General features: G+C 71.7%; 25 protein-coding genes and 1 riboswitch. Of the genes, 11 read left to right on the top strand and 14 right to left on the bottom strand.

The window, feature by feature from the left end:
* Positions 1-3: 3 nt before the first annotated feature.
* The 8 genes from I6J71_RS19835 to I6J71_RS19800 form a co-directional block, all read right to left on the bottom strand.
* Positions 4-1,413, bottom strand: coding sequence for an ABC transporter substrate-binding protein (locus tag I6J71_RS19835; protein WP_204096066.1), 1,410 nt, complete (start codon positions 1,411-1,413; stop codon positions 4-6).
* Between the two features lie 123 nt (positions 1,414-1,536).
* On the bottom strand, positions 1,537-2,265 hold the full coding sequence (locus I6J71_RS19830; RefSeq protein ID WP_204096065.1) for a FadR/GntR family transcriptional regulator: 729 nt from the start codon (positions 2,263-2,265) through the stop codon (positions 1,537-1,539).
* 59 nt (positions 2,266-2,324) lie between these two features.
* A riboswitch (cobalamin riboswitch) is annotated at positions 2,325-2,476 on the bottom strand.
* 24 nt (positions 2,477-2,500) lie between these two features.
* Positions 2,501-2,923, bottom strand: coding sequence for a hypothetical protein (locus tag I6J71_RS19825; RefSeq protein ID WP_204096064.1), 423 nt, complete (start codon positions 2,921-2,923; stop codon positions 2,501-2,503).
* Positions 2,920-4,605 (bottom strand): L-lactate permease, encoded by a 1,686-nt coding sequence (locus I6J71_RS19820; protein WP_204096063.1) that lies wholly within the window; start codon positions 4,603-4,605, stop codon positions 2,920-2,922. Before I6J71_RS19820 ends, I6J71_RS19825 begins: the two co-directional genes overlap by 4 nt.
* Before the next feature lie 63 nt (positions 4,606-4,668).
* Positions 4,669-6,384, bottom strand: coding sequence for a methylmalonyl-CoA mutase family protein (locus I6J71_RS19815; protein ID WP_239155063.1), 1,716 nt, complete (start codon positions 6,382-6,384; stop codon positions 4,669-4,671).
* Positions 6,381-7,373 (bottom strand): methylmalonyl Co-A mutase-associated GTPase MeaB, encoded by a 993-nt coding sequence (meaB, locus tag I6J71_RS19810; protein ID WP_239155061.1) that lies wholly within the window; start codon positions 7,371-7,373, stop codon positions 6,381-6,383. The genes I6J71_RS19815 and meaB overlap by 4 nt, the downstream gene beginning before the upstream one ends.
* Entirely contained in the window at positions 7,370-8,818 is a 1,449-nt protein-coding gene (locus I6J71_RS19805) for a phenylacetate--CoA ligase family protein (RefSeq protein WP_239155059.1), read from the bottom strand. Before I6J71_RS19805 ends, meaB begins: the two co-directional genes overlap by 4 nt.
* Positions 8,818-9,249: a cobalamin B12-binding domain-containing protein gene (locus tag I6J71_RS19800; protein ID WP_239155057.1), complete on the bottom strand. Its 432-nt coding sequence runs from the start codon at positions 9,247-9,249 to the stop codon at positions 8,818-8,820. The genes I6J71_RS19805 and I6J71_RS19800 overlap by 1 nt, the downstream gene beginning before the upstream one ends.
* Positions 9,250-9,374: 125 nt before the next feature.
* Here I6J71_RS19800 and I6J71_RS19795 point away from each other — a divergent pair, with 125 nt between their 5' ends.
* The 7 genes from I6J71_RS19795 (at position 9,375) to I6J71_RS19765 (ending at position 18,233) form a co-directional block, all read left to right on the top strand.
* A complete protein-coding gene (locus I6J71_RS19795) occupies positions 9,375-10,433 on the top strand; it encodes an enoyl-CoA hydratase/isomerase family protein (protein ID WP_204096061.1) in 1,059 nt (352 codons plus the stop codon).
* 106 nt (positions 10,434-10,539) lie between these two features.
* Positions 10,540-11,247, top strand: coding sequence for a FadR/GntR family transcriptional regulator (locus I6J71_RS19790; protein WP_204096060.1), 708 nt, complete (start codon positions 10,540-10,542; stop codon positions 11,245-11,247).
* A 70-nt stretch (positions 11,248-11,317) separates the two neighbouring features.
* Entirely contained in the window at positions 11,318-12,097 is a 780-nt protein-coding gene (locus I6J71_RS19785) for a cyclase family protein (RefSeq protein ID WP_204096059.1), read from the top strand.
* A complete protein-coding gene (locus I6J71_RS19780) occupies positions 12,094-13,725 on the top strand; it encodes a thiamine pyrophosphate-binding protein (RefSeq protein WP_204096058.1) in 1,632 nt (543 codons plus the stop codon). The genes I6J71_RS19785 and I6J71_RS19780 overlap by 4 nt, the downstream gene beginning before the upstream one ends.
* A 1,122-nt stretch (positions 13,726-14,847) precedes the next feature.
* Positions 14,848-15,768 carry a signal peptidase I gene (gene lepB, locus I6J71_RS19775; protein ID WP_204096057.1) on the top strand — a complete coding sequence of 307 codons (921 nt, stop codon included), beginning with the start codon at positions 14,848-14,850 and terminating at the stop codon, positions 15,766-15,768.
* Positions 15,769-15,835: 67 nt separating this feature from the next.
* Positions 15,836-16,813, top strand: coding sequence for a hypothetical protein (locus I6J71_RS19770; RefSeq protein WP_204096056.1), 978 nt, complete (start codon positions 15,836-15,838; stop codon positions 16,811-16,813).
* 439 nt (positions 16,814-17,252) lie between these two features.
* Positions 17,253-18,233: a GlxA family transcriptional regulator gene (locus tag I6J71_RS19765; RefSeq protein WP_204096055.1), complete on the top strand. Its 981-nt coding sequence runs from the start codon at positions 17,253-17,255 to the stop codon at positions 18,231-18,233.
* Here I6J71_RS19765 and I6J71_RS19760 read toward each other — a convergent pair.
* Both I6J71_RS19760 and I6J71_RS19755 read right to left on the bottom strand, forming a co-directional pair.
* Positions 18,202-18,804 carry a TetR/AcrR family transcriptional regulator gene (locus I6J71_RS19760; RefSeq protein WP_204096054.1) on the bottom strand — a complete coding sequence of 201 codons (603 nt, stop codon included), beginning with the start codon at positions 18,802-18,804 and terminating at the stop codon, positions 18,202-18,204. The genes I6J71_RS19765 and I6J71_RS19760 overlap by 32 nt on opposite strands.
* Positions 18,801-19,226, bottom strand: a complete 426-nt coding sequence (locus I6J71_RS19755; protein WP_204096053.1) for a nuclear transport factor 2 family protein — start codon at positions 19,224-19,226, stop codon at positions 18,801-18,803. Before I6J71_RS19755 ends, I6J71_RS19760 begins: the two co-directional genes overlap by 4 nt.
* 205 nt (positions 19,227-19,431) lie before the next feature.
* On the opposite strand from I6J71_RS19755, the gene I6J71_RS19750 reads away from it, so the two are divergent.
* Positions 19,432-19,929, top strand: coding sequence for a cupin domain-containing protein (locus I6J71_RS19750; protein WP_204096052.1), 498 nt, complete (start codon positions 19,432-19,434; stop codon positions 19,927-19,929).
* A gap of 2 nt (positions 19,930-19,931) precedes the next feature.
* Here the strand turns inward: I6J71_RS19750 and I6J71_RS19745 are convergent, their stop codons facing one another.
* Together I6J71_RS19745 and I6J71_RS19740 are read right to left on the bottom strand one after the other, a co-directional pair.
* The gene (locus I6J71_RS19745; RefSeq protein ID WP_204096051.1) at positions 19,932-20,603 is read right to left on the bottom strand and encodes a hypothetical protein; all 672 of its coding nucleotides are present in this window, start codon (positions 20,601-20,603) and stop codon (positions 19,932-19,934) included.
* Complete coding sequence (locus I6J71_RS19740; RefSeq protein ID WP_204096050.1) at positions 20,600-21,109, bottom strand: SigE family RNA polymerase sigma factor; 510 nt, start codon at positions 21,107-21,109, stop codon at positions 20,600-20,602. Before I6J71_RS19740 ends, I6J71_RS19745 begins: the two co-directional genes overlap by 4 nt.
* Positions 21,110-21,233: 124 nt before the next feature.
* On the opposite strand from I6J71_RS19740, the gene I6J71_RS19735 reads away from it, so the two are divergent.
* Positions 21,234-22,607 carry a M20 family metallopeptidase gene (locus I6J71_RS19735; RefSeq protein ID WP_204096049.1) on the top strand — a complete coding sequence of 458 codons (1,374 nt, stop codon included), beginning with the start codon at positions 21,234-21,236 and terminating at the stop codon, positions 22,605-22,607.
* Positions 22,608-22,845: 238 nt separating this feature from the next.
* Positions 22,846-23,343, top strand: a complete 498-nt coding sequence (locus tag I6J71_RS19730; protein WP_204096048.1) for an ATP-binding protein — start codon at positions 22,846-22,848, stop codon at positions 23,341-23,343.
* Positions 23,344-23,374: 31 nt separating this feature from the next.
* Here the strand turns inward: I6J71_RS19730 and I6J71_RS19725 are convergent, their stop codons facing one another.
* Positions 23,375-24,001 (bottom strand): DsbA family oxidoreductase, encoded by a 627-nt coding sequence (locus tag I6J71_RS19725; RefSeq protein ID WP_204096047.1) that lies wholly within the window; start codon positions 23,999-24,001, stop codon positions 23,375-23,377.
* Positions 24,002-24,127: 126 nt separating this feature from the next.
* Positions 24,128-24,982, bottom strand: a complete 855-nt coding sequence (locus I6J71_RS19720) for a DMT family transporter (protein ID WP_239155055.1) — start codon at positions 24,980-24,982, stop codon at positions 24,128-24,130.
* Between the two features lie 50 nt (positions 24,983-25,032).
* Here I6J71_RS19720 and I6J71_RS19715 point away from each other — a divergent pair, with 50 nt between their 5' ends.
* Positions 25,033-25,968, top strand: coding sequence for a LysR family transcriptional regulator (locus I6J71_RS19715; protein ID WP_370542163.1), 936 nt, complete (start codon positions 25,033-25,035; stop codon positions 25,966-25,968).
* Positions 25,969-26,018: the final 50 nt, after the last annotated feature.

Raw genomic sequence — 26,018 nt, 5'->3', positions numbered from 1 at the left:
TGCTCAGCCGCCGACGAGCCCGGCGGCACGCCACTTGGTGAAGATCGCGTTGATCTGCCTCTCCGCCTCGGCGACAGATTGCTGCGGGGTGGCTTCTCCGCGTACCGCCCGGGCGAACATGTTGGGGATGACGAAGGTGCTGAACACCTCGCCGATGGCCGTGCTGGCCGGGCCCGGGTAGCCGATGTTGGCACTCCACGGGACGGCGTCGGCGAGAAGCTTCAGCTTGTCGGCCGGCCGGGAGCCGAACGGGTCGTTCGCGAGCCAGTTCGGCGCCTCGGGGGTCAGTGCGGACCACGCGGAGAAGTCGTACAGCTTCGACTGGTAGCTCGCCGAGGCGAAGTTGGCGGTGTAGTGGAGGAGGAACTCCTTCGCCGCGGGCACCGCGGTGGCGTGCTGCGGGATGATCCAGTTGTACAGCACGTGCTGCGCGGCCAGCGCGGTCGCCGGCCCGCGCAACGCCGGGACGAAGAAGGTGTCGTCGGCGACGCTCGGGTTCGTCGAGGCCGCGGTCCGCCAGGCGGAGATCGAGTTGACGATGTAGGACAGCTTGCCGGCGACGAGCCCCTGGTTGTTGCTCGCCGCGTTCCAGGAGAAGATCTCGGGCGTCATGGCCTGCCCGTAAAGTTTCGTCATGTACTCCACGGCCGCGATCGTCCGCGGCGAGTTGATCGTGACCCGCTCGTTCGCGTCCTGCTCGGAGGCGCCGTAGGACCACATCAGCGCTCGCAGCACCATGTTGGAGTCGATTTCCTGGGACATGCCGAGGCCGAGCGGGATTCCCTTGCTGTTCTTGATCTGCGCCGCGCCCGTCAGCAGCTCGTCCCACGTGGCCGGGCCGTTCGGCAGGCCGACGGGTTCCCACAGCGACTTGCGGTAGTTGCCCGGGTCGGGTACCCAGCCCGGCGAATACGCGTAGAACTTGCCAGTGGCGGGGTTGAGGCTCGACTTCTCGCACAGCGGCAGCTGCTTGCCCCAGCGCCGGGTCGCTTCGCTGACCAGGTCCCGCTGGTCGAGCACACTCGGCTCGAACTGCGAGAGCGTCGCGATGTACTGGATGAGGTCGTGGCCCTGGCGCGCCTGGATTTCGGCCGCGATCCGGGTGGGGATCTGCGCCTGGTCGATGTGGTCGACGGTCACGTTGACGCCGACCCGGGAGCCCCAGTCGCGCGCGAACCGATCGAACCACACGTCGTGGTTCGGGACGAAGTGGCTCCAGAGAAGGATTTTCAGATCACCGGAGAGCTTTGTGGACGGTTCACTGAAGATTTCCTTCGGGGCCTGGCCACCGGTGTTCCCGCCGTTGTCCTCCTCGGAGGCGCAGGCGCCCAGCGCCACCGAACCCAGTGTGATGGCGGCTGCCGCGCGCAACACGTCCCGCCTGCTGTGCTGTGAAGTGAGGAAGTCGCTCATCACCGACTCCTCCCTCTCGTGAAAAGGAGGCAGATGAGTCTAGCCGATACCCCACAGCGCGGCAGTGTGAAGCGAATGCCGGCGATGACCTGCGACGTCGACCGCGCCGGATGCCGACGGGCCTCAGGGGTTGAGCACGCGGTCCTGGTAGAAGCGGGTGATGTGGTCGGCCACGAGGTCGGCCGCGCGATCCCCGTCGCCGGCCTCGATGGCGCGCAGGATCGCCTCGTGCTCCGTCACCAGGTCGCCCGCGACGGCGCGCCAGTCGGGCAGCCGCGCGAACGCCGCCGCCATCTCCGACTCGACGGCGCCGCGCAGCGCCTGCATCAGGTCGGTGGCCAGCGCGTTGCCCGAGATGCGGGCGATGCTCACGTGGAATTCGGTGTCCAGCGCGTTGAACTGCTGGTATTCCTGGTCCGCCGCGCGCATGCCGTCGACGAGCCCCGTCAGCCTGGCCACGTCCTCGGGCGTGCGGCTCGCCGCGGCGCCGCGGGCCGCGTTGCGCTCCAGCTGAACGCGCGTCTCGACCAAGTCGGCCAGGCTGATGCGGGCGAGCGCGAGGTGCAGCCGCAGCAGATTGGTCAGCGCCGGGGTGGAGCGCGCGGTGACGACCGACCCGGCGTCGGCGCCCGAACCCGTGCGGGCCTCGATGATCCCCATCGCCTCGAGGGCGCGCAGGGCTTCGCGGACGCTGGTGCGGCTCACGCCGAGCGCGCTCACGAGTTCCCGTTCGCTGGGCAGCTTCTCCCCCGCGCGCAGGCTCCCGTCGAGGATCTTCTCCTCGATCTGCGCCAGCACCTGTTCGTGCATCCGCACTCGGCGGACCGGCTCCCAGGCCGCCTCGGACGTCATGACGGGTCCCTCGACATCCCCATGATGGTCACGCTCCTCCTCGGGTTCGTGCGACCCGCTCAAGGATGGACGCGGCGAGAGGGTCTGCCTGCGGACCCCGCCGGGCGGGGTCCGATCACAGTGGCGCGACCGGCCCGGAATCTCACCGGAGTTCCTCTTCACCGCGTAGTGCTCACTCAAGGTAATCGGAGCTCGCCGGTAGTGTCAATATGACCTCTTTGTTGGTATGACCACACTAGTCGGCACAGGACCCGACGAACCCGAGCGACCGTTCGTGCTCCTCCGCGCGGAACGCGAAGGCCAGCAGGACCTCACTCACCCGGTCGAGGACGGCCGCAGCGTCGTCCGGCGCCTCCCGCGCGGCCCGGCGCAGCACCGCCCGCGCGAGTTTCAGCAGCCCGGCCGCGGCGCTGAGCCCACCCAGTACCGCGAACCCGCGCGGGACCACGACACCGCCGTGGTCCCGCGCGGCTCGCCACAGCCGCGGCAGCTGCGGCACCGGCATTCCCGCGGCGAGGGCCTCGGCGAGCTCGATCAGCTCGTACTGCACCTCCAGCAGCACCGCTTCGTCGGCGGCCGGCAGCGAGCACGTGGAGACGGCCGCGCCGATCGCGGAGTTGGCCTCCTCCACGGCGTCGCTCGCCACCGCCCGGTTCACGGCACCATCCACGACAGCACCGGGGTGGACTGCAGGAACACGAGGATGCACATCAGCGGCACGAACACCGCCGAAGCGGCGAGCACCCGCCGGAACAGCAGGCCCTCCTTGCCGGCCAGCCCCACCGCGCTGGCGCCGATCGCGAGGTTCTGCGGGCTGATCATCTTCCCGAGGACGCCGCCGCTGCTGTTCGCCGCCGCCATCAGCACCGGCTGCAGCTGCGCGCCGTGCGCGGCCGCGACCTGCAAAGCGCCGAAGAGCGAGTTCGACGACGTGTCCGAACCCGTCACCGCGGTGCCGAACCAGCCGAGCAGCGGCGACAGCAGCGCGAACAGTCCACCGGCACCGGCGAGGAACAGCCCGAGCGTGGCCGTCTGCCCGGACATGTTCATCACGTAGGCGAGCGCGAGCACCGCCATCACCGTGAGCCCGGCCGTGCGCAGCTGCACGACCGTCTGCCCGTACGCACGCACCGCCTCCCGCAGCGGCACCTTGAGCAGGAACGCCGACACGACCCCGGCGATGAACAGCACCGTGCCGCTGTCGGCGAGCCAGTCGAACTTGTACGACACCAGGCTCAGCGGTTTACCCTCGGCCGTCACGATGTGCAGGCCGGGCCGGCTGAACGTCTTCGTCGTCGACGCGAGTGCCGCGGCCACCACCGGGATCGCGGCCACCGAGAACAGCACGATGATCGTCGCGTATGGCGCGAACGAGCGAACCTGGTCGGCCCGCGAGTCCACGACGGTCCGCTCCCGCACCGCCGTCGTCGCCGCGGCCGCGGTGACCGCGCCGCCGCCGGAGCCGGGCCCGCTCGGTACGGGCGCCGTGCCGCCATCGCCGGGTGCCCGGTCCGGCGCGTCCGCCGGCTTCGGCTTCCAGAACCGCAGCAGCACGAGCACGGCCGCCGCGGACACCAGCGACGCCGCGATGTCTGTCAGCTGCACCGGGCCGAAGTTCGCCATCAGGTACTGCACGACCGCGAAGCTCACGCCGCACACGATCGCCGCGGGCCACGCCTGCCGCAGCCCGCGCCGCCCGTCCAGCACGATCACGAGCACCAGCGGCACGATCAGCGCGAGGATCGGCACCTGCCGGCCGGTCATGGCCGCGAGGTCGTGCAGTGGCAGGCCGGTCACCTTGGCGAGCGTGATCACGGGCAGCGCCACGGCGCCGTACGCGACGGGCGCGGTGTTGGCGATGAGCGCGACCGTGGCCGCCTTCAGCGGTTTCAGCCCGACCGCCACGAGCATCACCGAACAGATCGCGACCGGCGCCCCGAACCCGGCGAGCGCCTCCAGCAGCGCACCGAACGAAAAGGCGATGATCACCCCCTGCACGCGCTGGTCGTCACTGATCTTCGCGAAGGTGCGCCGCAGCACGTCGAAGTGCCCGGACACCTTCGTCATCTGGTAGATCCACAGGGAGTTGAGCACGATCCACAGCGCGGGGAACAGGCCGAACGCCGCGCCTTCGAGCGCGGAGTCGAACGCCGGTCCCGCCGGCATGCCGTACACCGCGATCGCACCCACGATGGACAGCGCCAGCGCGATGAGCGAGGCCAGCCAGGCGCGGACGCGGAACACGCCCAGCAGCACGAACAGCACGAGCAGGGGCAGGGCGGACACGAGGGCGGACCAGCCGAGGCTGCCACCGAGTGGCGCGGGAACCTGCTGGTACACAGGTCACCTCCGGGAACTCTCGTCGTTGAGAGAAGGGCAGGGACTCCAGGAACTGCAGTGGGCCTAGAACACCGGGGTTTCGGTGTAGGACCCGAAGACATCACGCAGCGCGCCCGTGATCTCTCCCATGGAAAGGTGCGCCTTGACGGCCTCGACCGTCGCCGGCATCAGGTTGGCCGACGGATCGGCCGCCACGGCGAGCAGTTGCTCCATCGCCGCCTTCGCCCGGTCGGGGTCCCGGTCGGCGCGCACCTGCTTGAGCCGTGCGAGCTGCCGGGCCTCGGATTCCGGGTCGAGCTTGTGCGTTTCGATCTTCTCGCCCTGGCCCTCGTCGACGTACTTGTTCACGCCGATCACGGGCCGGTCGCCGCTCGCCTTGCGACGCGCGAACGCGTAGGCGGTGTCGGAGATCTCGCGCTGGAAGAACCCCTGCTCGATCGCCGCGACCACGCCGCCGAGCTCCTCGATCTTCGCGAAGTAGTCGTGGATCCCCGCTTCGAGGCGGTCGGTGAGGTTCTCGACGTAGAACGAGCCGCCGAGCGGGTCGATCACGCTCGTCACGCCGGTTTCGTCGGCGATGATCTGCTGGGTGCGCAGCGCGACCTTCATCGCCTGCTCGCTCGGGATCGTGTACGCCTCGTCGAGCCCGTTGGTGTGCAAGGACTGCGCGCCGCCGAGCACAGCCGACAGGGCCTGCAGCGCGGTGCGGATGATGTTGTTGAGCGGCTGCGGTTTCGTGAGCGTGGCCGCCGCCGTCTGCGCGTGGAACCGCAGCCGCATCGACTGCGGGTTCTGCGCGCCGAAGGTCTCCTTCATCATCTTCGCGTAGAACCGCCGCACCGCGCGGAACTTCGCGACCTCTTCGAACAGATCCGCCTGGCTGACGAAGAAGAACGACAGCCGCGACGCGAACTGGTCCACGTCGACGCCGGTCGCGACGACATCCTCCACGTAAGCCTTGGTGATCGCCATCGTGAACGCGATCTCCTGCAGCGCGTTCGCCCCGGCTTCGCTGATGTGGTAGCCGGAGATGTTCACGGGGTTGTAGCGCGCCATGCGCTCGCTGCAGTAGACGATGGTGTCGCGCACGATCCGCATGCTCGGCCGGACCGGGAACACCCACTCCTTCTGCGCCACGTACTCCTTGAGGATGTCGTTCTGGATCGTCCCCGAGAGCTTGTTCAGGTCGTAGCCGCGCTCCTCGGCCACGGCGACGTACATGGCGAGCAGGATCCACGCCGACGGGTTGATCGTCATCGACACGCTGATCTGCTCGAGGTCGATGCCGTCGAACAGCGCCTCCATGTCGGGCAGCGTGTCGATCGCGACGCCCTCGCGCCCGACCTCGCCGAGGCTCATCGGGTCGTCGCTGTCGAGGCCCATCAGCGTCGGCATGTCGAAGTCGACCGACAGACCGGTCTGGCCCTGGGCGATGAGGTACTGGAAGCGCTTGTTCGTCTCCTCCGCCTGCCCGAAGCCAGCGATCTGGCGCATCGTCCAGATGCGGCCGCGGTACATCGTCGGGTACGGCCCGCGGGTGTAGGGGTAGCGGCCGGGCAGGCCGATGTCGTGCCAGTCGGCCGGCAGGTCGGCCGGCGTGTAGACGCGCTCGACCTCCATCCCGCTGCCCGAGCGGTAGACGTCACGCGATTCGGGCTGGCGCCGGATGAACCCGGCGAGCTCGTCACCCTCCCAGTCGCTGAGTTCCCGCGTGACCGCGTCGACGAGCGCCTTGGTCGCCAGTGCTCGTTCATCCGGGACCGGGTCGTGCTCGTTCACCACAGTTCCTCCTCATCGGTCGTCGAAGTCGCAGCCGAAGTCCCGGCCGTGCCCGGGCACCCCACCAGGCGGCGCGCGGCCGACAGCGGGTCCTCGCGCCGGGCGGCGACGTCGTCGACCGCGCGGTCGAAGGCGGGGACTCCGGGACGCAGGCCGTCGAGCACGAGCTGCTCGGCGACCCAGCGGATGCGGGTGGCGCTGGTGCGCCGGGCCCGCCGCTCGCGTTCGCCGTGCTCGGTCATCCACCGCAGGTGCGCGGCGAACTGCTCGGCGAGTTCGGGCACGCCCTGCCCGGTGGCCGCGACGGTCTGCTGGATCGGCACGTTCCACTGGTGCGGTTTGCGGTGCGCGAGCCGGAGCATGTCGCGCAGCTCGGCCACGGTCTTGGCGGCACCGTCGCGGTCGGCCTTGTTCACCACGTGCACGTCGGCGATCTCCAGCAGCCCGGCCTTGATCGCCTGCACGTCGTCGCCCATGCCGGGCACGCTGACCACGGCCACCGTCTGGGCCGCGCTGATCACGTCCACCTCGGCCTGCCCGACACCGACGGTTTCCAGCACCACCACGTCCTTGCCCGCGGCGTCCAGCACGGTGATCGCGTCGAGCGCCGCGCGTGACAGCCCGCCGAGCGCACCCCGGGTGGCGATGGAGCGGATGAACACACCCTCGTCCCCCGCGAGGCCGGTCATGCGGATCCGGTCGCCGAGGATCGCGCCACCGCTGAACACGCTGGACGGGTCCACCGCCAGGACGCCCACGGTGCGGCCCTGCTCGCGGTAGTACTCGGTCAGCGCCGTCACGAGCGTGCTCTTGCCGCTGCCGGGTGGCCCGGTCAGCCCGAGCACGTGGGCGTTGCCCGCCTTGCCGTGCAGTTCGGCGAGCGCCTCGTCGACGCCCGCGGTGCGCCGCTCCACGAAGGTCAGCATCCGCGCGATGGCCGCGTGCTCCCCTGCGAGCACGCGGTGCACCACGTCGGCCGGCGTCTTCACGACCCACTTCCGAGGCGGCGCAGCAGGTCGCGGTCGTCGATCACCCGCCGGGCCTTGAACTCCGTGCGATCGAAGGTCTTGTACTCCACGGGTACCACGTGCGCGCCGACGCCCAGCGCCTTGCGCAGCTTGTCCTCGATCGCCCTGGCCCAGCCGTCCAGGCCGGCTTCGGCAACGCCGCGGTGCTCGACCTGCACGGCGAGGCTGTCCATCGTGGACTTGCGGCTGATCACGATGCGGTGCTCACCGCCGTAGCCCTCGGCGGCCATCACGACGTCGTCGATCGCGCTCGGGTACACATTTTCGCCGCGCACGGTGAACATGTCGTCGATGCGCCCGTAGATGCCCTGTGGCAGGAACGGGTAGGTGCGGCCGCGGTCGGCCGACGGGGCTTCCCAGCGCGTGAGGTCGTTGGACAGCAACCGGATCATCGGCTGGCTGGTGCGTTCGAGCGTGGTGTAGACCGGTGTGCCTTCGCGGCCCCAGTCCACGCGGTGGTGGTCGACCGGGTCGCACACCTCGGTGTAGACGAGGTCCTGCCACGCGAACACGCCCGGCTCGTGGTTGGCCGCGCCCAGGTGCATCCACGGGCTGACCTCGGCCATGCTGCCCGAGTCGTAGACCTCGGCGCCGAAGGCCTCCTCGATCCGGCCGCGGATGCTCGGCACGCTCGCGCCGGGTTCGCCGGAGAAGAACAGCTTGCGCAGCCCCAAATCCGCGGGGTCGACCCCCTCGTCGGCGGCGACTTCCGCCAGGTGCAGCGCGTAGGACGGGGTGCCGTAGAAGACGGTGACGCCCATCTGCTTCATCCACATCACCGTGCGCGCCGTCTGCCCCGGTGTTCCGGCGCCGAACGGGAAGACGCGGGCGCCGAGCCGTTCCGCGCCGATGTAGGCACCCCAGGAACCCCAGTAGAGGCTCAGCGGCGATGCGACGAGCACCGTGTCGGTTTCGCGGATGCCCATCCCCCACATCACGCGGGCGTGGGCGTTGGCGACGCTGCGCCAGTCGCGCTCGCTGATGCCGAACGCGGTGGGGCGCCCGGTGGTGCCGGACGTGCCGTTGACGTGCTTGACCTCGCCCGGCTCCACCGCGAGGTAGCTGCCGAACGGTTCGTGGGCGGCCTGGTCGGCGCGCAGCTCTTCCTTGCGCACCACCGGGACCTTCTCGAAGTCGGACAGATCGCGGATGGCCGACGGGTGGATGCCCGCCTCTTCCCACTTGCGCCGGTAGAACGGCGCGTGGTCCCACGCGTAGGCCATGACCTCGCGGATCCGGACGAGGATCGCCTCGTCCCGTTCCCCGGCCGGCATGGTTTCGCGGCGCGGGAACCAGTACGCCTGGCCCGACGGCGGGCGGTAGGTCTCGTCATAGCGCGGCGGCCAGCTCCACTGTTCCATGGGGCTCACCGCGTTCGCCGGCTCCATCGACTTCCTCGGGTCCATCAGGCCTCACCCGCCACGGCGGCCAGTTCGCGCACGCGGTCGACGATCGTCTCCGGGGTGGTGTCCTGGCCGAGCACGTCGGCGACGCCCATCTTCTTGAGCGCTTCCTCGTCCTCGTCCGGCATCACGCCGCCCGCGACGATCGCGAACCGCGGCCGGTCGGGCATCGCGTCGATCAGCTCGAAGATGCGCGTGAAGATCGGCATGTGCGCGCCCGAGAGCAGGCTGACGCCGAGCACGTCGACGTCTTCCTGCACGGCCGCTTCGAGCACCTGCTCGGGGCTGCGGTGCAGGCCGGTGTAGATCACCTCCATGCCCGCGTCGCGCAGCGTCCGCGCGACGACCTTCACGCCCCGGTCGTGCCCGTCGAGCCCGATCTTGGCCAGCATCACCCGGATCGGTTCACCGCCGCTGTCACCCACCGTGTCCACTCTCCGCTCCGCTGGTCGTCCTTTCATGTGGTCTGACCATAGAAGTGGTGGGCCAAGATGTGCAACCCTGGAACCCGGACCACCCGGCTGCACGAAAGGCGGATGCGGTGGCTAACTTGACCGGCGTGACGACCGTCTTGGCCCGCGTGCAGGGCTCGATCGGCCGGCTGACGGTGAACCGGCCCGACGCGCTCAACGCGCTGGACCTGGCCATGATCCGCGCGCTGCTCGCCGCGCTCGACGCGTGGGAGGACGATCCCGCCGTGACCGCCGTCGTGCTCGACGGCGCGGGCGAGCGCGCGTTCTGCGCCGGCGGCGACATCGGCGTCGTCCACTCGTCGGCGGTCGGCGACCCCGCGATCGCACTGACGCTGTGGCGCGAGGAGTACCGGCTCGACGCTCGGCTCGCCCGCTACCCGAAACCGGTCGTCGCGCTCATGGACGGCATCACGATGGGCGGCGGGCTCGGCATCGGCGGCCACGCGCCCGTCCGGGTGGTCACCGAGCGCTCGGTGCTCGCGATGCCGGAGGTCGCGATCGGGCTCGCACCGGACGTCGGCGGTGCGCTGCTGCTCGGCCGCGCGCCCGGTGAACTCGGCCTGCACCTCGCGCTCACGGCCGGGCGGGCCGACGCGGCGGACGCGCTCCACTGTGGACTCGCCGATCACCACGTCCCGTCGGACCGGTTGCCCGCGCTCGTCGGCGACCTCGCCGCGGGCGCGCCGATCGAAGCCACGGTGACGAAGTACGCCGAAGATCCCGGCCCGGCGCCCCTGGCCGCTGCGCGGTGCTGGATCGACCGCGCGTACGGCGACGCGCCGTCCGTCGAAGACGTGCTGTACCGCCTCGAGGCGATGGACGAACCGGGTCCGCGCGAGACCGTCGCCGCGATCACCGCCGCGGCGCCCACGGCCTTGAAGGTGACCCTGCGGGCGGTGCGCGCGGCCCGCGAGATGACGACGATCGAGCAGTGCCTGCGGCAGGACTACCGGCTGTGCAGCCGATTCCTGCGCCACCCGGACCTGGCCGAAGGCATCCGCGCCGCGATCCTCGACAAGGACCGCGCGCCGCGCTGGCGGCCGGGCACGCTCGCCGAGGTCGACGACCCGGCCGTCGAGGCGTTCTTCGCGCCACTGGCCGACGAACTGGACCTGCCGGTTCGCTGTCACGTGCTCCATCCGTAGCAGTCCACATTGTGGTCTGACCACGACTGTCTTACGCTGCCAACCATCGGGCAGGCAGAACGTACGCAGTGACGTCGACAGTGGGGTCGAGGAGGCGGTCCGTTCGATGGGCCAACCGGACAACGTGCGGTACCTCGGATCACAGGGCCAGGTGCTGACGGGGATCCAGGACTGGATCCTCACCGCCCACCTGCGCGCGGGCGACCCGCTGCCCACCGAGCGTGAACTGGCCCGGGCGCTGGGCGTCGGCTCCGGGCGCGTGCGCGAAGGCGTCCGGGCTCTCGAAGCCGCGGGCGTGCTCGAACCCGCGGCCGACGCCACCGCGGCCGCGGTCGTCGCGGAAGAGCCGGCCGGCGCGCTGCACAAGCTGCTGCGCCTGCACCTGTCGCTGTCGCGGTTCGGGACCGGCGACCTGATGTCGATCCGGATCGAGCTGGAACGGTCTTCAGCCACCCGGGTCGCGCGCTCGGTCCGTCCGGACGACCTCACCCGGCTGCGGAAGACCACCGAGGCGATGGGCCGGCCCGGCATCACGCGCGGGCAGTTCCGCGAGCTGGACTCCGGCTTCCACCTCGGGCTCGCCCACGCGGCCAGCAACGACCTCGCCGCCGTGCTGCTGGCCTCCCTCGGCGACGCCGTGGGCGACGAGATGACCGCCGGTTACGCGCGCACGGCCGACTGGCCCGCCACCGCACGGCAGCTCGCGGACGAGCACACGTGGATCCTCGACGCGATCGAAACCGGCGACCCGGACCGGGCCGCCGCGGAGGTGACGAGGCACATCGCCGGGTTCTACGGGCTGCGCGCCGGCTGAGCGGTTCCCCGGAACCCCTTGCCGGGCATAGGGTCTCCCCCAGGCTGACCGGACGAGCACTGGAGGACGCATGTCGTTGCTGGCCGATCTGAACGCGGCGATCACCGGGGGTGGGATCGAGGTCGTCGACCTCACCGCACCGCTGAGCTCCACGACCCCGATCCTGCAACTGCCCGAGCCGTTCGCGAACACGATCCCGTTCCGGCTCGAAGAGATCAGCCGCTACGACGAGCGCGGCCCGCGCTGGTACTGGAACGACATCCACACCGGTGAGCACACCGGCACCCACTTCGACGCGCCGGTGCACTGGGTGTCCGGAAAGGACGGTCTGGACGTTTCCCAGGCGCCGCTGCGGACATTGATCGCGCCCGCAGTGGTGCTCGACGCGTCGGCGAAAGCCGAGGGCAACCCCGACTTCCTGCTCTCGATCGACGACGTGCGCGAGTGGGAGTCCGAGCACGGCGCGCTGCCGGCCGGCGCGTGGCTGCTCTACCGCAGCGGCTGGGACGTGCACTCCGGCGGCCAGGAGGAGTTCCTCAACGCCGACGAGTCCGGTTCGCACACCCCCGGCATCTCGCCCGAGTGCGCGCGGTGGCTGGCCGAGGAGACGCCGATCGCCGGGCTGGGCGTCGAAACCGTCGGCACCGACGCCGGTCAGGCGCCCGGGCTCGACCCGGCGTTCCCGTGCCACGAGCTGCTGCTCGGCGCGGGCAAGTTCGGCCTGACACAGTTGCAGAACCTCGCGAGCCTGCCCGCGACCGGAGCGATGCTGGTGATCAGCCCGCTGCCGATCATCGGCGGGTCCGGCAGCCCGGCCCGGGTGTACGCGCTCGTCGAGCGTGGCGCGTGAAGGTCGCGGAGCTGGTCGGGCGCACCCTCGCCGATCTCGGCGTCGGCATGGCGTTCGGCGTGGTCGGGAGCGGCAACTTCGACGTGACCAACGCGCTGCGCGCCGCGGGCGTCCGGTTCGTCGCCGCGCGCCACGAAGGCGGGGCGGCGAGCATGGCCGACGCGCACGCACGGATGAGCGGGCAGGTCTCGGTGCTCAGCCTGCACCAGGGCTGCGGGCTGACCAACGCGATCACCGGGATCACCGAAGCCGCGAAGAGCCGCACGCCGATGATCGTCGTCACCGCGGACACGGCGACCGCGGCTGTGCTGTCGAACTTCCGGATCGACCAGGACGCGCTCGGCATCGCGGTGGGCGCGACGGCCGCCCGCGTCCACTCGGCCGACACGGCGTTCGCCGACACGGTCCGGGCGTTCCGCACGGCGCGCCAGGAGAACCGGACGGTGGTGCTGAGCCTGCCGCTCGACGTGCAGGCGCAGGACGCGCCGGCCCCCGGCGCGGTGCCGGATCTCGCCGGTCCCGCGCCGGTCCGGCCGGCGACCGCGGTGGCCGACGAGCTGGCGGGCCTGCTCGCCGGGGCGCGGCGGCCCGTGTTCATCGCGGGCCGAGGCGCACGGGGCCAGGCCGCGCCGTTGCGGGCGCTGGGCGACGTGACCGGCGCGCTGCTCGCGACGTCGGCCGTGGCCAACGGCCTCTTCCACGACGATCCATGGTCGCTCGGGATCAGCGGCGGCTTTTCGTCGCCGCTGACCGCGGAGCTGATCGCGGAGGCCGACCTGATCGTGGGCTGGGGCTGCGCGTTGAACATGTGGACCACGCGCCACGGCAAGCTGATCGGCCCGCAGGCGCGGCTCGTGCAGGTGGACCGCGAGGAGGCCGCGCTGGGCGCGCACCGGCCGGTGCACCTCGGCGTGGTCGGCGACGTCGCCGCGACCGCCGTCGATGTGCTGGAGCTGCTGGAGGAACGCGGCCACCGCGCCGCCGGCTACCGCGGCCCGGAGCTCGCCGCGCGGCTGGCTCAGGTGCGGTGGAACAACGTGCGCCACGACGACCGCTCCGGCGGCGGGCGCATCGACGCGCGGACGCTCAGCGCCCGGCTGGACGAACTGCTCCCGCGGCAGCGCATCGTGTCGGTCGACTCCGGGAACTTCATGGGCTACCCGAGCGCGTACCTGTCGGTGCCGGACGAGAACGGGTTCTGCTTCACGCAGGCCTACCAGTGCGTCGGCCTCGGGCTGGGGACGGCGATCGGCGCCGCGCTGGCCCGCCCGGACCGCCTGCCCGTGCTCGCCGCCGGCGACGGCGGATTCCACATGGCGATCTCCGAACTGGAGACCGCGGTGCGGCTCGGCCTTCCCCTGGTGGTGATCGTGTACAACGACGCCGCGTACGGCGCCGAAGTGCACCACTTCGGCGACGCCGACCACGACGCGGTGCGCTTCCCGGACACCGACATCGCGGCGATCGCCCGCGGCTTCGGCTGCACCGGGATCACCGTCCGGAGCGTCGAGGACCTGGCCCCGGTCACGAACTGGCTCGACGGCCCCCGCGACACCCCCCTGGTGATCGACGCGAAACTCGCCGACGACGGGGGCGCGTGGTGGCTGGCGGAAGCGTTCGGGCATTGAACCGTCCTTTTCGGACAACGGGTGCACGGTCGCTCCGGTCAGTACCGGGGACCGAGTCGCACGGGATGGCCGGGCGCAGCGCGCAATCCGGGCAGGCCGGCCACCAACCGGCGCGCGGCCGGAAAGCACCGCGCCTGGCCGCACGCGATCGCCGAGCGCAGCGCGCAATCCGGGCAAGCCAACCACCAACCAGCGCCCGGCCGGTCAGCACGGCGCCTGGCCGCACGCGATCGCCGAGCGCAGCGCGCAATCCGGGCAAGCCAACCACCAACCAGCGCCCGGCCGGTCAGCACCGCGCCTGGCCGCGCACGATCGCCGGGCACCAGCGGGCGGTGCGCGCAGGCCGGCCACCAACCAGCGCCCGGCCGGTCAGCACCGCGCCTGGCCGCGCACGATGGCCGGGCACCAGCGGGCGGTCCGGGCGGGCCAGCCACCAACCGGCGCGCGCGGCGCGTCGGGTGTGGCGGGCGGGGTCGGCTGGACCTCTGGGCGAGCGCCACCTGCTCGGCCCGTGCCGCGCGCGGCACGGGCCGGCAAGCGAACGCACACCTGCCGGCGAGCCGGCGCCACCCACCGCACGCGGCGCCAAGTCCGGGTCCTGCCAAGCCGTCTGGCGGCGGCCGAGCGAGGCTCCGTCGAGGCCTTTGCGCGCGCACCCGTCGGCGAACCGGTGCGCCGAATCGCGGGCGGCCACGAGCCCGGATGGTTGCGCGGGAGTGCGGCGCAGTGCCCTGCGGCTTGCGCCGGCTGCGAATGACGCCGGCTCGCCCGGCCGAGCCATCCGCGTGCTTCACACCACTCGGGTGCCGTCGACAGCAGCTGGGGCCGGGTCGAGCCGCCGGCGACCGGCCGCAGCTTCAGCCACGCCACCGGCGCCGGGCCAGTGCGCTGGGCAGCAGGGCGTGCACACCCGCAGCCACCGAGGCGAGCCGAGGATCACCCACGGCGCGGGCGCAGCCGGCCAGGGTCCGGCTCGCGCACCTGAGCGCCCGCCGCTCCGCTCGGGCGAGAGCACCGGGCGAAAGCGCGACTCCCGCGTGTTCCCGGCCACCGGAACGGACTCCCCGATCGTGAGCAGTGGCGCTGCGGCGCTGGCACCGGTGGAGTCTGTAGCCTGGCGCGGTGGTCGACCCCATCACCCGCGGATCCGCCGAAAGTGACCCCGAACGTCCTGATGAGGGCGGTGCGGGCGAGTCGTCCGGTTCGGACGGTCGCGGACGCAAGCCGCGCAAGAAGCGCCCGTTCTGGCAGGAGCTGCCGATCCTGCTCGTGATCGCCCTGGTGCTCACGATCCTGATCCAGCAATTCGTGGCGAAGGTCTTCATGATCCCGTCGGAGTCGATGGAGACCACGTTGCACGGCTGCACCGGGTGCTTCGGTGATCGGGTGGTCGTCGACCGGATCACCTACGACTTCAATGACCCGTCACCGGGTGACGTGATCGTGTTCCGCGGGCCCGGGCCGTGGACGGAGCACGAGATCGCTCCGCAGGAGCCGAGCAACTTCTTCGCGAAGGCGTTCCGCGAGATCGGTTCGCTCGTCGGCTTCGCACCGCCGGACGAGCAGGACTTCGTCAAGCGCGTCGTCGCCGTCGGCGGGCAGACGGTGCAGTGCTGCGACCCCCAGGGCCGCGTGATCGTCGACGGAAGGGCGCTCGACGAGCCCTACATCCACTGGACCGATCCGAACAACCCGGTCCAGGATTCGTTCGCGCCGGTCACCGTGCCGCAAGGCAGCCTCTGGGTGATGGGTGACAACCGCAACGACTCGTGCGACTCCCGCTGCCAGGGCGGGGGCGGCGTCCCCGGCACCGTCCCGGTCGACGACGTCATCGGCAAGGCGCGCTTCATCGTCCTCCCGCCGTCGCGCTGGGGTGGCGTGAGCGACTACGACGCCCAGGACTCGGCGACCCCGGTCGCGCTCGGTGCGCCGGTGTGGCAGCGGGGGATCCCGATGGGCGTGGGCACGGCGTTGTCGGTGCCGACGCTGTTCCTCGGTCGCCGGACGCGGGAAGCGTTGCGGCGCAAGTGGAAGCGCCGTTAGGCGCAGGCGCGCGTAACACCGCGCTCCCCCCGTCGATGATCAGGCGACGACTGTGGGGAGAACGCACGTGGACGACGAAGACCTGCTCGAGTCCCATCCGGACCTCCTGGACCCGGCGTGGCGCAGGCAGGCGGAGGCCGGCGCCCGGCGAGGTGCCAAGAAGGACCGCAAGAACGGCCGCAAGCGGTTCCGCACTCAGCGACGCGGCAGCCGCCGGTGGGTGGTCGCCGCGGTCGTGCTGATCCTCGGTGTGACGGCCACGGCGATCGTCCTGACCGGGCGCGAGCCCGCCAGCTCCGTCGCCGCGCCCGATCCGACGTCAGTGCCGGCGTACGCGCACGTCGATCTGGCCCATCCGTTCGCGAACACGCCGGCCGACACGTGGACCAAGTACATCGACGGCATCACCTCGCCTGAGCCGGCCACCACCGGGTCGTTCCCGCCCGAGGCGGTAGCGCACGCCTACCTGCAGGTCAGGAGCGCGATCATCAGAGCTCGGCTCGACCCCGCCGTGCTGACCGGCCACGACCCGAAGGCGTACGTGGCGCTGTTCGCCCCGGACCAGCGCGCCCGGCTCACGAAGCTGTTCTCGGCGGGGCCCACGAAAAGCACCGCCGGTTTCGTCACCGAGATCGCCGACGGTTACCACCTGCTCGACGCGGGCCCGCGCACGTTCGGCACCCTCACCGCGCGCCCTGGCGACCAAGCGGGCGAACTCACCGTCGACGCGAGGTACGTGATCGCCTACGCCTTCGACGACCCGCACCCCGCCGGCCTGACCAGCCCGGACCAGATCGACAGCTTCCTGCGCGTGGACGAGACGTACGTGCTCCGCAACGGCCCGGCGTTCGCCGAAAGCAGCCAGGGCCTTTGGGTCGACGGCGGCCGGACCGCCTTTTCGTCCGTCGGCTGCGCTGCCGCGCAGCACGGCTACCTCGCGCCCGGCTACACCAACCCGCCCGCGCTGAGGGGAACCCGCCACGACGCCGGCTACTACGACCCGAACTACACGCTTCCCTCGTTCGACGAATGCCCGAAGAGCTGAGCGCCGGCGGCGATCCCGCGCGGCCTCGGCGCACGAATATCCCGAGGTCGCACGCCGGCGGCCAGGTCGGGAGCGCGAAACCGGTGTCGTAGAGCATCGCCGCCAGGTAATCCGGCTGCACGCCAAGGCGCTGCGCGTGCAGGTCGTTGAACGGGAACACCCGGCGGGAGCGGTGGTAGATGAGCGGGCCGGTCGTCCCCGGCACGAGCCGGGACGCTTCGGCGACCGCCGCCGTCTCCGGGCCTTCCACACCCACGACGAACTCCGACATGACTTCTGCCCATTCGACTCGACGGACTGTCCTTACGGCTGAGCTGCTGGCTCCACGGCTGAGCTGCCGGCTCCGAACCGCGGTCCGGCGCGGCCGCGACGCGGCCGGGAACCACCCGAATCGGGACGTTCCCCGCCGCCGCGGGCAGCCGCGTGCTACCAATGGCGTGTGCACTCGTCGCCAACACCGCACCGCGTCGCGATCTTCGTCTACGACGGAGTGACGCTGCTGGACGTCGCCGGCCCGGCGGAGGTGTTCAAGGAGGCCAACCGGTTCGGTGCCGACTACCGCATCGTGCTGGTGTCGCCGACGGGCGAAGACGTCACGTCGAACCTCGGGTTCAAGATCGCGGTCGACGGTGCCGTCGCCGACGAGACCGCAGCGGACACGTACCTGGTGCCCGGCTCCGACCGGCACCCGAGCACGCGCGTGCCGCGGTACCTGGCGGAAGCCGCGCGAGTACCCGCGGCCGGCGCGGGCCGCGTCGCGTCGATCTGCACGGGCGCGTTCATCCTCGCCGCCGCCGGCCTCCTCGACGGCAAGCGCGCGACCACGCACTGGAAGGTCACCCACGAGCTCGCCGCCCGCTGCCCGACGTGCCGCGTCGACCCCGACGCCATCTACGTCCGCGACGGCAACACCTACACCTCGGCGGGCGTGACCGCCGGGATCGACCTGGCGCTGGCGCTCGTCGAAGAGGACCACGGCCCCGACCTGACCCGCGAGGTCGCCCGTTCCCTGGTCGTCTACCTCCAGCGTTCGGGCGGCCAGTCGCAGTTCTCCGCCCCGCTGCAGGGCCCGGCCCCCCACACACCGGCCCTGCGGAAGATCACCGACCTCGTGACGGCGAACCCGCAGGGGAACCACTCGCTCGGCGAGCTCGCGAAGCACCTCAACATGAGCACCCGCCACCTCACCCGGCTCTTCCACGACGAACTGGCCACCACCCCGGCCCGCTACGTCGAGAACATCCGCTTCGACCTCGCGCGGGCGCTGCTCGATCAGGGCCACACCGCGACGCAAGCAGCGACCCTCGCGGGTTTCCCCAGCTACGAGAGCATGCGGCGGGTGTTCTCGCACAAGCTGGGCATCAGCCCGGCGGCCTACCAGCGCCGGTTCAGCACGGCTCGCCGCGACGAGACGGCCTAGCGGCCGTCACCGCGGCCGCCGGCCCCGGGCCGGGCTCGACGCGCAGCCCTTCCACGACGAGGTGCAGCAGCCGGTCGGGCAGCTCCGGGTCGTCCGGGGATTCGTCGGCGGTCCGGCCGATCGCGCCGGCGAGCCGCAGCAGGTCGGCGACGGTCGCTTCGCGCCGGGCGGCGCCCGCGCGCTGGGCGCGGCCCAACAGGGTCTTCCCCGCCTGCTCCACCGGCACGCGCGACGCCGCGAGTGTCGCATGAGGACGGTCCTGCCCCGCCGCCGCGATGGCCTGCCACGCGTGGTGGCGTTCGAGCACGGCGCGCAGCCAGGTGACGAGCGCCGCGAACGGGTCGTCGGCGGTGCCGAGCTCACGGCCGAGGGTGAGCAGCGCGTCGGCCTCGCCCTGGAACACGGCGTCGAGCAGGTCTTCGCGGCGGGGGAAATGCCGATAGAGGGTGCCGATGCCGACTCCGGCCCGCCGCGCGACCTCTTCCAGCGAAGCCCCGGTCCCGTCGGCGAGGAACGCCGTCCGGGCTTCGGCGACGAGCCGGTCCCGGTTGCGGCGCGCGTCGGCCCTCACGCGGCTTTGAGGTGGTGGCTCAGGTCGCCGGCGAGGGCGACGTGCGGGCGACGCTCGGTGAACCGCCAAGTGCCGGCACAGCGCTCGAACCGGTCGTCGTAGTGGCCCGACGCGATGGGCTGCAGTGGCAGCCCGGGCACCGCCTGCAGAGCGGTCCAGTAGCTGTGCGCCGTGGCCGTGCCGGCGGGTTCGTCGACGTCGATGCGGACGTTGGTGGTCAGGGGCCGCGTGCGCGCGGTGCCGTCGGGGTGGACGACCAGGGTGTCGCGGAAGCAGCGCTCGACGGCTTCGCGCCCGGTCGCCGGGGTGGCCCCCGAGAACGTCCCGTGTGCGAACAGCTCCCCGACATCCGCGAAATCTCCGGAATCCACGTGCGCGGCGTAGGTGAAGATCAGGTTTTCGATGTCCCGGTGCGCGGACATGTTCAGCCTCCCGAAGCAGCGGAGGGGTATCTCCGAAACCACTACACGGAGGTACCCCTCCTCTTCGCCTGCGCGGTATCGGACTCACGGAAAACCGTTGGCGCACTGGGGAAATTCACCGCACCCAGCGCGCAACCGGCCGTGGTACGTTCGCCGCGAGGCCCGGCGCCGCCGGGCACCACGAGGGACTCACCGGGGGCTTCGCATGTCCATCGTCATCCCCAGCTTCGACGACACCGTCCACGTCCGCGCCGGCGACGCGGAGGTCATCGGCCGCGCGCCCACCACCATCCGGCTCCTGGCCGACAGCAGCGCCATCGGCGGCGCCCTGTCCACGATCCAGATCGAGCTCAAGGACGGCGCGAACGGCGCACCGCACCACCACTCCGGTTCCGCCGAACTGTTCTGCCTGCTCGACGGCACCGCCCAGCTGCTCTCGGGCGAGCAGGTCGTGACCGCCGCGCGCGGTGACCTGGTCGTCGTGCCGCCCAACGTGGCGCACGCGTTCGCCGCCGCACCGGGCGAGAACGCGGACATCCTCATCGTCATCGCCCCGGGCGTCGAGCGGTTCGAATACTTCCGCCACCTCGAACGCATCGCCTACGGCAAAGCGGCGCCGGAAAGCCTCCTGGAAGTGCAGGAGATCTACGACACCTACTTCAGCGCGAGCCCCGCCTGGGAAGCGGCGCGCAAGGCCGGCTGAGCTCAGCCCGGCAGCCGGTCCCCCGCCGCGTCGTAGGCGTTCATCGGGAAGCTCGACTCTCCGCCCAGCAGCCGGACGTCCTTGCGGGGAAACCAGAACACCGTGACCGACAGTTCCTCGACCCGCGGCGTGTCGGCGCCGACCACGGGGCCGTCGACCTCTGCGGTGATGCGAGTGGCGGCGCCGGAGTAGTAGCCGTACAGCGGAACGTCGCGGCCGGGGCGTCCTGCGGTGAGGGCGTGGAAGCCGTCCGAGGCGGCGCGCGGACCGGCCGCGAGGTCCGCGACAACGCCGCTTCCGGTGCGGTGGCCGAGCACGAGCTGGTACGGCGACGCGCCGGGTTCGGCGGGCGCGCTCTCGAAGAACAGCACGACCTCACCCTCGGCGTCGAGCACCTTCGTGCCCACGACCGGGCCGATCGGGGTGGCCGCGCGATCCTCGGGCACCGCGGCGCCGACGCTCAGCGTCGTCACCGGCGGCGCGGCCGGAGCGCGCAGCAGCCGGGCGCCCGCCACCACCGCGACGAGCACGACCACCGTGGCCGCCGCGACACCGAGGCGGCGCAGCCGGCGGTTGCGGCCACCGCGGCGCATGACGGCGGCGACGTCGACGGGTGCGAACTCGACCGGCACCGGCTCGGCCAGCACACCGCGCAAGTCTTCGAGGTCGGTCACGACGCTTGCCCCGCCGCGCACGGCCGCCGGTCGGCCACCGACACGCGCATCTTGGCCAGTGCCCGCGAGTTCGTGCTCTTCACCGTGCCCAGCGACACCTTCAGCTCGGCCGCGACGTCGGCTTCGGACAGGTCCCAGAAGTGCCGCAGCACCACGATCGTGCGTTCGCGCGGACTCAGCATCGCGAGCGCGCGCAGGAGCCACTCCTGGTCCGCCACACCGTCGGTGCAGTCGCGCTCGACCGGGCGCTCCGGCACGTCCTCGCTGGCGTCCTCGCGGTACGGGCGGCGCCAGCGGTCGATCACGTGGTTGGCCAGCACCTTGCGCGCGTAAGCGAACGGGTCCTGCTTGCGGATCCGCGGCCACGACGTGTAAGTGCGCACCAGAGCGGTTTGCACGTCGTCCCCGGCCTGGTGCCGGTCGCCGGACAGCAGGTAGGCGGCGTGCAGCAGCCGGGGTGAGCTGGCCCGGACGAATTCGGTGAACTCGGAGTCACCTCGGGCCATGCCGGTCCGCGCGCGCGTGCATGACGGGTGAGACGAGCCGGACAGCCGAAAGTTGAGTCCATTCCGGTGGTGATCCGGGTGCTAGAACGGACCACGCCCCCGTCGCCCATCCGGAAGGTGCTCCATGTCCCGCGCTGACACGATCGACCAGGCGCTGCAGCGGTTCGACTCCGGTGAGCTCTTCGCCGAGCTCGCTCGCCGCGTCGCGTACCCGACGGAGAGACACCTCCAGCACGGCCGGCCGCACCTGCGCGCCTACCTCACCGACGAGCTGACGCCGGCGCTCGCGGAGCTGGGCTGCACGACACGCGTGGTCGAGAACACCGTGGCCGCCGAGTGCCCGCTGCTGGTCGCCACGCGCCACGAGGCGGACGACCGGCCGACGGTCCTGCTCTACGGCCACGGCGACGTCGTCAACGGCGAGGCGCCGCGCTGGCGGACCGGTCTGGACCCGTGGACGCTCACGGCCGAGGGCGAGCGGTGGTACGGCCGCGGGTCGGCCGACAACAAGGGCCAGCACACGGTCAACCTGTTCGCGCTGCGCGAGGTCCTGCGCGCCCGCGGGCAGCTGGGTTTCAATCTCGCCGTGCTGATCGAGACCGGCGAGGAACGGGGCTCCCCCGGCCTCGTCGAGGCCTGCGCGCAGCTGCGTGACGAGCTGCGCGCCGACGTGCTCATCGCCTCCGACGGCCCGCGTGTGCGGGCGGACCGGCCGACGCTGTACCTCGGCTCGCGTGGCGTGACACAGTTCACCCTGACCGTGGACGTGCGCCCCCGCGACCACCACTCCGGCAACTGGGGAGGTGTTCTCCGCAATGCGGCCACCACGCTCTCGGCGGCAATCACGTCCCTTGTGGACGGTCAGGGCCGGATCCTGGTACCGGGCCTGCGTCCCCCGGCGATCCCGGACTCGGTTCGCGCGGCGCTCAAGGCCGTTCCGGTCGGCGGCGGCGCGGACGACCCGGTGGTGGACGAGGACTGGGGCGAGCCGGGGCTCACGCCGGCCGAACGGCTCTTCGGCTGGAACACCGTGGAGGTGCTGGCGTTCCTGGCCGGCAACCCCGCGTCCCCGGTCAACGCGATCCCCGGCCACGCGCAGGCGACGTTGCAGCTTCGGTCGGTCGTCGGCACGGACCTCGCCGGGCTGGCGGCGGCGGTGCGGAACCACTTGGTGGAGCACGGTTTCGACCTGATCGAGGTCGCCGTCACCGAAAGCCGGCCGCCGACGCGCACCGACCCGGACCACCCGTGGGTGCGCTGGGCCGTCGAGTCGGTCGGGCGCACCACCGGTGCCGCGCCCGTGCTGCTGCCGAACCTCGGAGGGACGATCCCCAACGACGCGTTCGCCGAAGTGCTCGGTGTGCCGACGATCTGGCTCCCCCACTCCTACCCGGCGTGCGCGCAGCACGCGCCCGACGAGCACGTGCTTGCACCCCTGACCCGCGAGGCCGTCGCGATCATGACCGGTCTCTACTGGGACCTGGGCGAAAAGTCCTGATCCGTGCGCAGCGAGACCGCCGCGGACGCGGATCACGAAGAACCCGCCGGCTTCTCGAAGTTCTCCGTTGGACACCGCGAAGCTGTGACCTGGGGTGATCACCGGGTGAATCCGGAGCGGTGACCCTCCGGACACGTGGTTCGACCTCCCGCCGCGAACCGGCGGGAGGTCGATGGCATGATGCCCCAACCGGTCCCGCACCAGCGGGCAGCAGCGAGGCCGACGAGGAAGGTGAGGCTTGAGCGCGCGCACCACCCAGGTGGACGATCTCCGACTGGTGGCTCAGCCCAGTGCGGTTCCGTGCACCGAGCTGTTCGTCCGCCTGATCCTGACGGACTGGTCCCTCCTGTCGATGCTGGACCAGGTCACCGCGACCGCGTCCCGGCTGGTCGGGGACATCGTGGACCAGAGCCCGAAGAGCGCACCGGCGTTCCTCACCGTGCGGCTGCAGATCCGCGGCGAGGTGCTCGTGATCGAGATCGAGGACGATCTCATCGCGCCCGATCCGCCACGCACCGAGCCCGGCGAGCGCATCGGCGTCGAGCCGACCCGCAGAGGACGGGTGACGTGGTGCGAAATGCCGCTGCCGACCGGGATGTCGGCGGGACAGGTCCGGCTGCCGCGCCGGCAGGACCGCCGCACGCTCGTGGACGAGCCGGTGTCGGGTGAACCGGTGGCCGCCGATCCCGAGGTGCTGGAACGGTTGCTGAACCGGCTCAGCGGCTGGTCCGGCTGACCGTCCCCGCCGGACGATCCACAGTGGAGCATCAGGCGGCGCGGGCCTGCCACGCCTGCGCCAGCGCCCGGGTGAACACGTCGACGGGTTGGCCGCCCGCGATGCCGAAGCGGCGGTCCAGCACGAAGAAGGGCACGCCCGTCGCACCGAGGCCGGCCGCGTCCTGTTCTTCCGCGCGCACCGCGTCCGCGTAGGCGTCCGTGTCGGCCAGCACCCGGCTCGCTTCGTCCCGGTCCAGCCCGGCTTCGGCGGCGACGTCCAGCAGGGTGTCGCCGGTGAACAGCGGGCGCGCTTCGGCGAAGTTCGCTTCGAAGAGCTTGTCCACCAGCTCGGGCTCGAGCCCGCGCTCGCGCGCCAGGTGCAGCAGCCGGTGGGCGTCGAAGGTGTTGCCGACCTCGCGGTCGAGTCGGTAGCCGAGGCCTTCGGCGCGGACCAGACCGGCCACCCGCTCCTCCATCGCCGCGGCCTGCGGGCCGACCTTCGCCGCCAGCATCCGCTGTACCGGCTCCACACCGCTTCGCGACGGGTCCAGTTCGAACGAGCGGAACGTCACCCGCACCTCGTCCCGGTGCTCGAAGGCGGCGAGGGCCGTCTCGAACCGGGCTTTCCCGAGGTAGCACCACGGGCAGATGACGTCGCTCCAGATCTCCACGTGCATGGCCTCAGCCTAAGGACCGCGCGGGAGATCCAGAAGTACGCACTCCCAGGTAACCGGCCACCTCCGAGGTGATGCCGAGCGTGCCGCACCCCCGGCCCGCCGAGGGGAACCCGGACCGCACAGGCCTCACGGCGTCTTCACCGGATCACGCGCGCCCGTGCGCTCCGCGCCGGCACCCGCCGCGACGACGAACGCGACACCCGCCACCGCGGCGGCGTCCGGGATCTGGTGCAGCACCACGAGCCCGATGGTCATCGCGATCGCGGGTTCGAGGCTCATCAGCGTGCCGAACGCCGAGGCGTTCAGCCGCCGCAGCGCCAGCATTTCGAAACTGAACGGCACCACCGGCAGCAGGATCGCCAGCCCCAGCCCGGCGAGCAGCAGCTCCCACGACAGCTGCCCGAACACCGCAGGCTCCTGCACGAGTGTCGCGACAATCCCGGCCACGGGCATGGACACCGCGAGGCCGCGCACACCCGACACCTCGTCGCCGACGCGCTGGGTCAGCAGGATGTAGCTCGCCCAGCACACGGCCGAGGCGAGGGCGTAACCGACCCCGGCGAGGTCCGCCCCGCCGTGCCACGGTTCGGTCAGCAGCACCACACCCGCGGCGGCGAGCACCGGCCACACCCGTTTCCCGCCACGGCCGCGGGTGATCGCGACCGTCAGCGGGCCGAGGAACTCCAGTGCGCTCGCAGTACCCAGCGGCAGGCGCGCGACCGCGGCCATGAACAGCATCGTCATGCCGGCCGTGACGACTCCCAGCACCACGCAGGCGAGCAGCGTCGACCGGCGGAACGCCGACGGGCGCGGGCGGACCAGCGCGAAGAGCAGCACACCGGCCCAGGCGAGCCTCAGCCAGGCGGCGCCTTCCGGTCCGACGCGGTCGAAGAGACCGACCGACAGAGCGAGCCCGAGCTGCACGCAGAGCATGGCCGCGACGGCGAGCGCGGCGCCGGCGCGGGTGGAGGAGGAGAGCACGGATCCAGGAGAACCGACCCGGACCGTCCGTGTCCACGTGCCGATCATGAATGTACCGTCCGGAAATCCTGGACAATGGGCACATGGACACCCGCAGGCTGCAGTTCCTCCTCGAACTGTCGCGGCTCGGCTCGATGCGCGCGGTCGCGGATGTGCTCGAGACCACCACGTCGACGGTCTCGCAACAGATCGCCGCACTGGCCCGTGAAACCGGAGCGCCGCTGCTGGAACCGGATGGCCGCCGCGTGCGGCTCACCCCGGCCGGGCAGCGGCTGGCCGAGCACGCCGTGACGATCCTCGCCGCGGTGGAGGCCGCGCGCGCCGACCTCGATCCGCACGCAGAACCGGCGGGCACCGTGCGCGTGGCCGGGTTCGCCACCGCGATCCGGGTCTCGCTGCTGCCGGTCGCCGACGCACTCGCGCGCACGCACCCGCGGGTGCGGCTGGTGATCAGCGAGTACGAACCGGCCGAAGCGCTCGAGCAGCTCCTGACCGACGACGTGGACCTGGCTCTCACCTACGACTACGACCTCGCGCCCGCCACGGCCGACCGATCCGTCGACGTCCGTCCTCTGTGGACGGCTGAATGGGGGCTCGGTGTGCCGGCCGCGGACGCGGGCCTGGTGACCGGGCCAGGCACGCCGGCCGTGTTCGAGGCGTTCCGCGACCACGACTGGATCGGCAACTCGCGCAACCGGGCCGACGAAGACGTCGTCCGCACGCTTGCGTCGATGGCCGGGTTCAGCCCCCGCGTGACGCACCTGGCCGACAGCCTCGACCTCGTGGAGGACCTCATCGTCGCCGGGCCGGGCGTGGGGTTGCTGCCGATCGCGCGCCCGACGCGGCCGGAGGTGGCGCTGCTGCCCCTGACCGGACCGGACGTGCGGCTGCGCGCGTTCGCCTGCACGCGCCGCGGCCGCGCGGCGTGGCCGCCGCTCGCGCTGGTTCTCAGGCTGCTGCGCCACGGCGACGACGGCCCGCCGTGACCACGGAAAAGGCGATCCTCGCCGGCGGCTGCTTCCGGGAGGCCGAGCCG

Origin of the sequence: Amycolatopsis sp. FDAARGOS 1241, assembly GCF_016889705.1 — a bacterium.
In the GTDB taxonomy this organism is placed as follows: Bacteria; Actinomycetota; Actinomycetes; order Mycobacteriales; family Pseudonocardiaceae; genus Amycolatopsis.
This window is presented reverse-complemented; position numbering and strand designations above follow the sequence as displayed.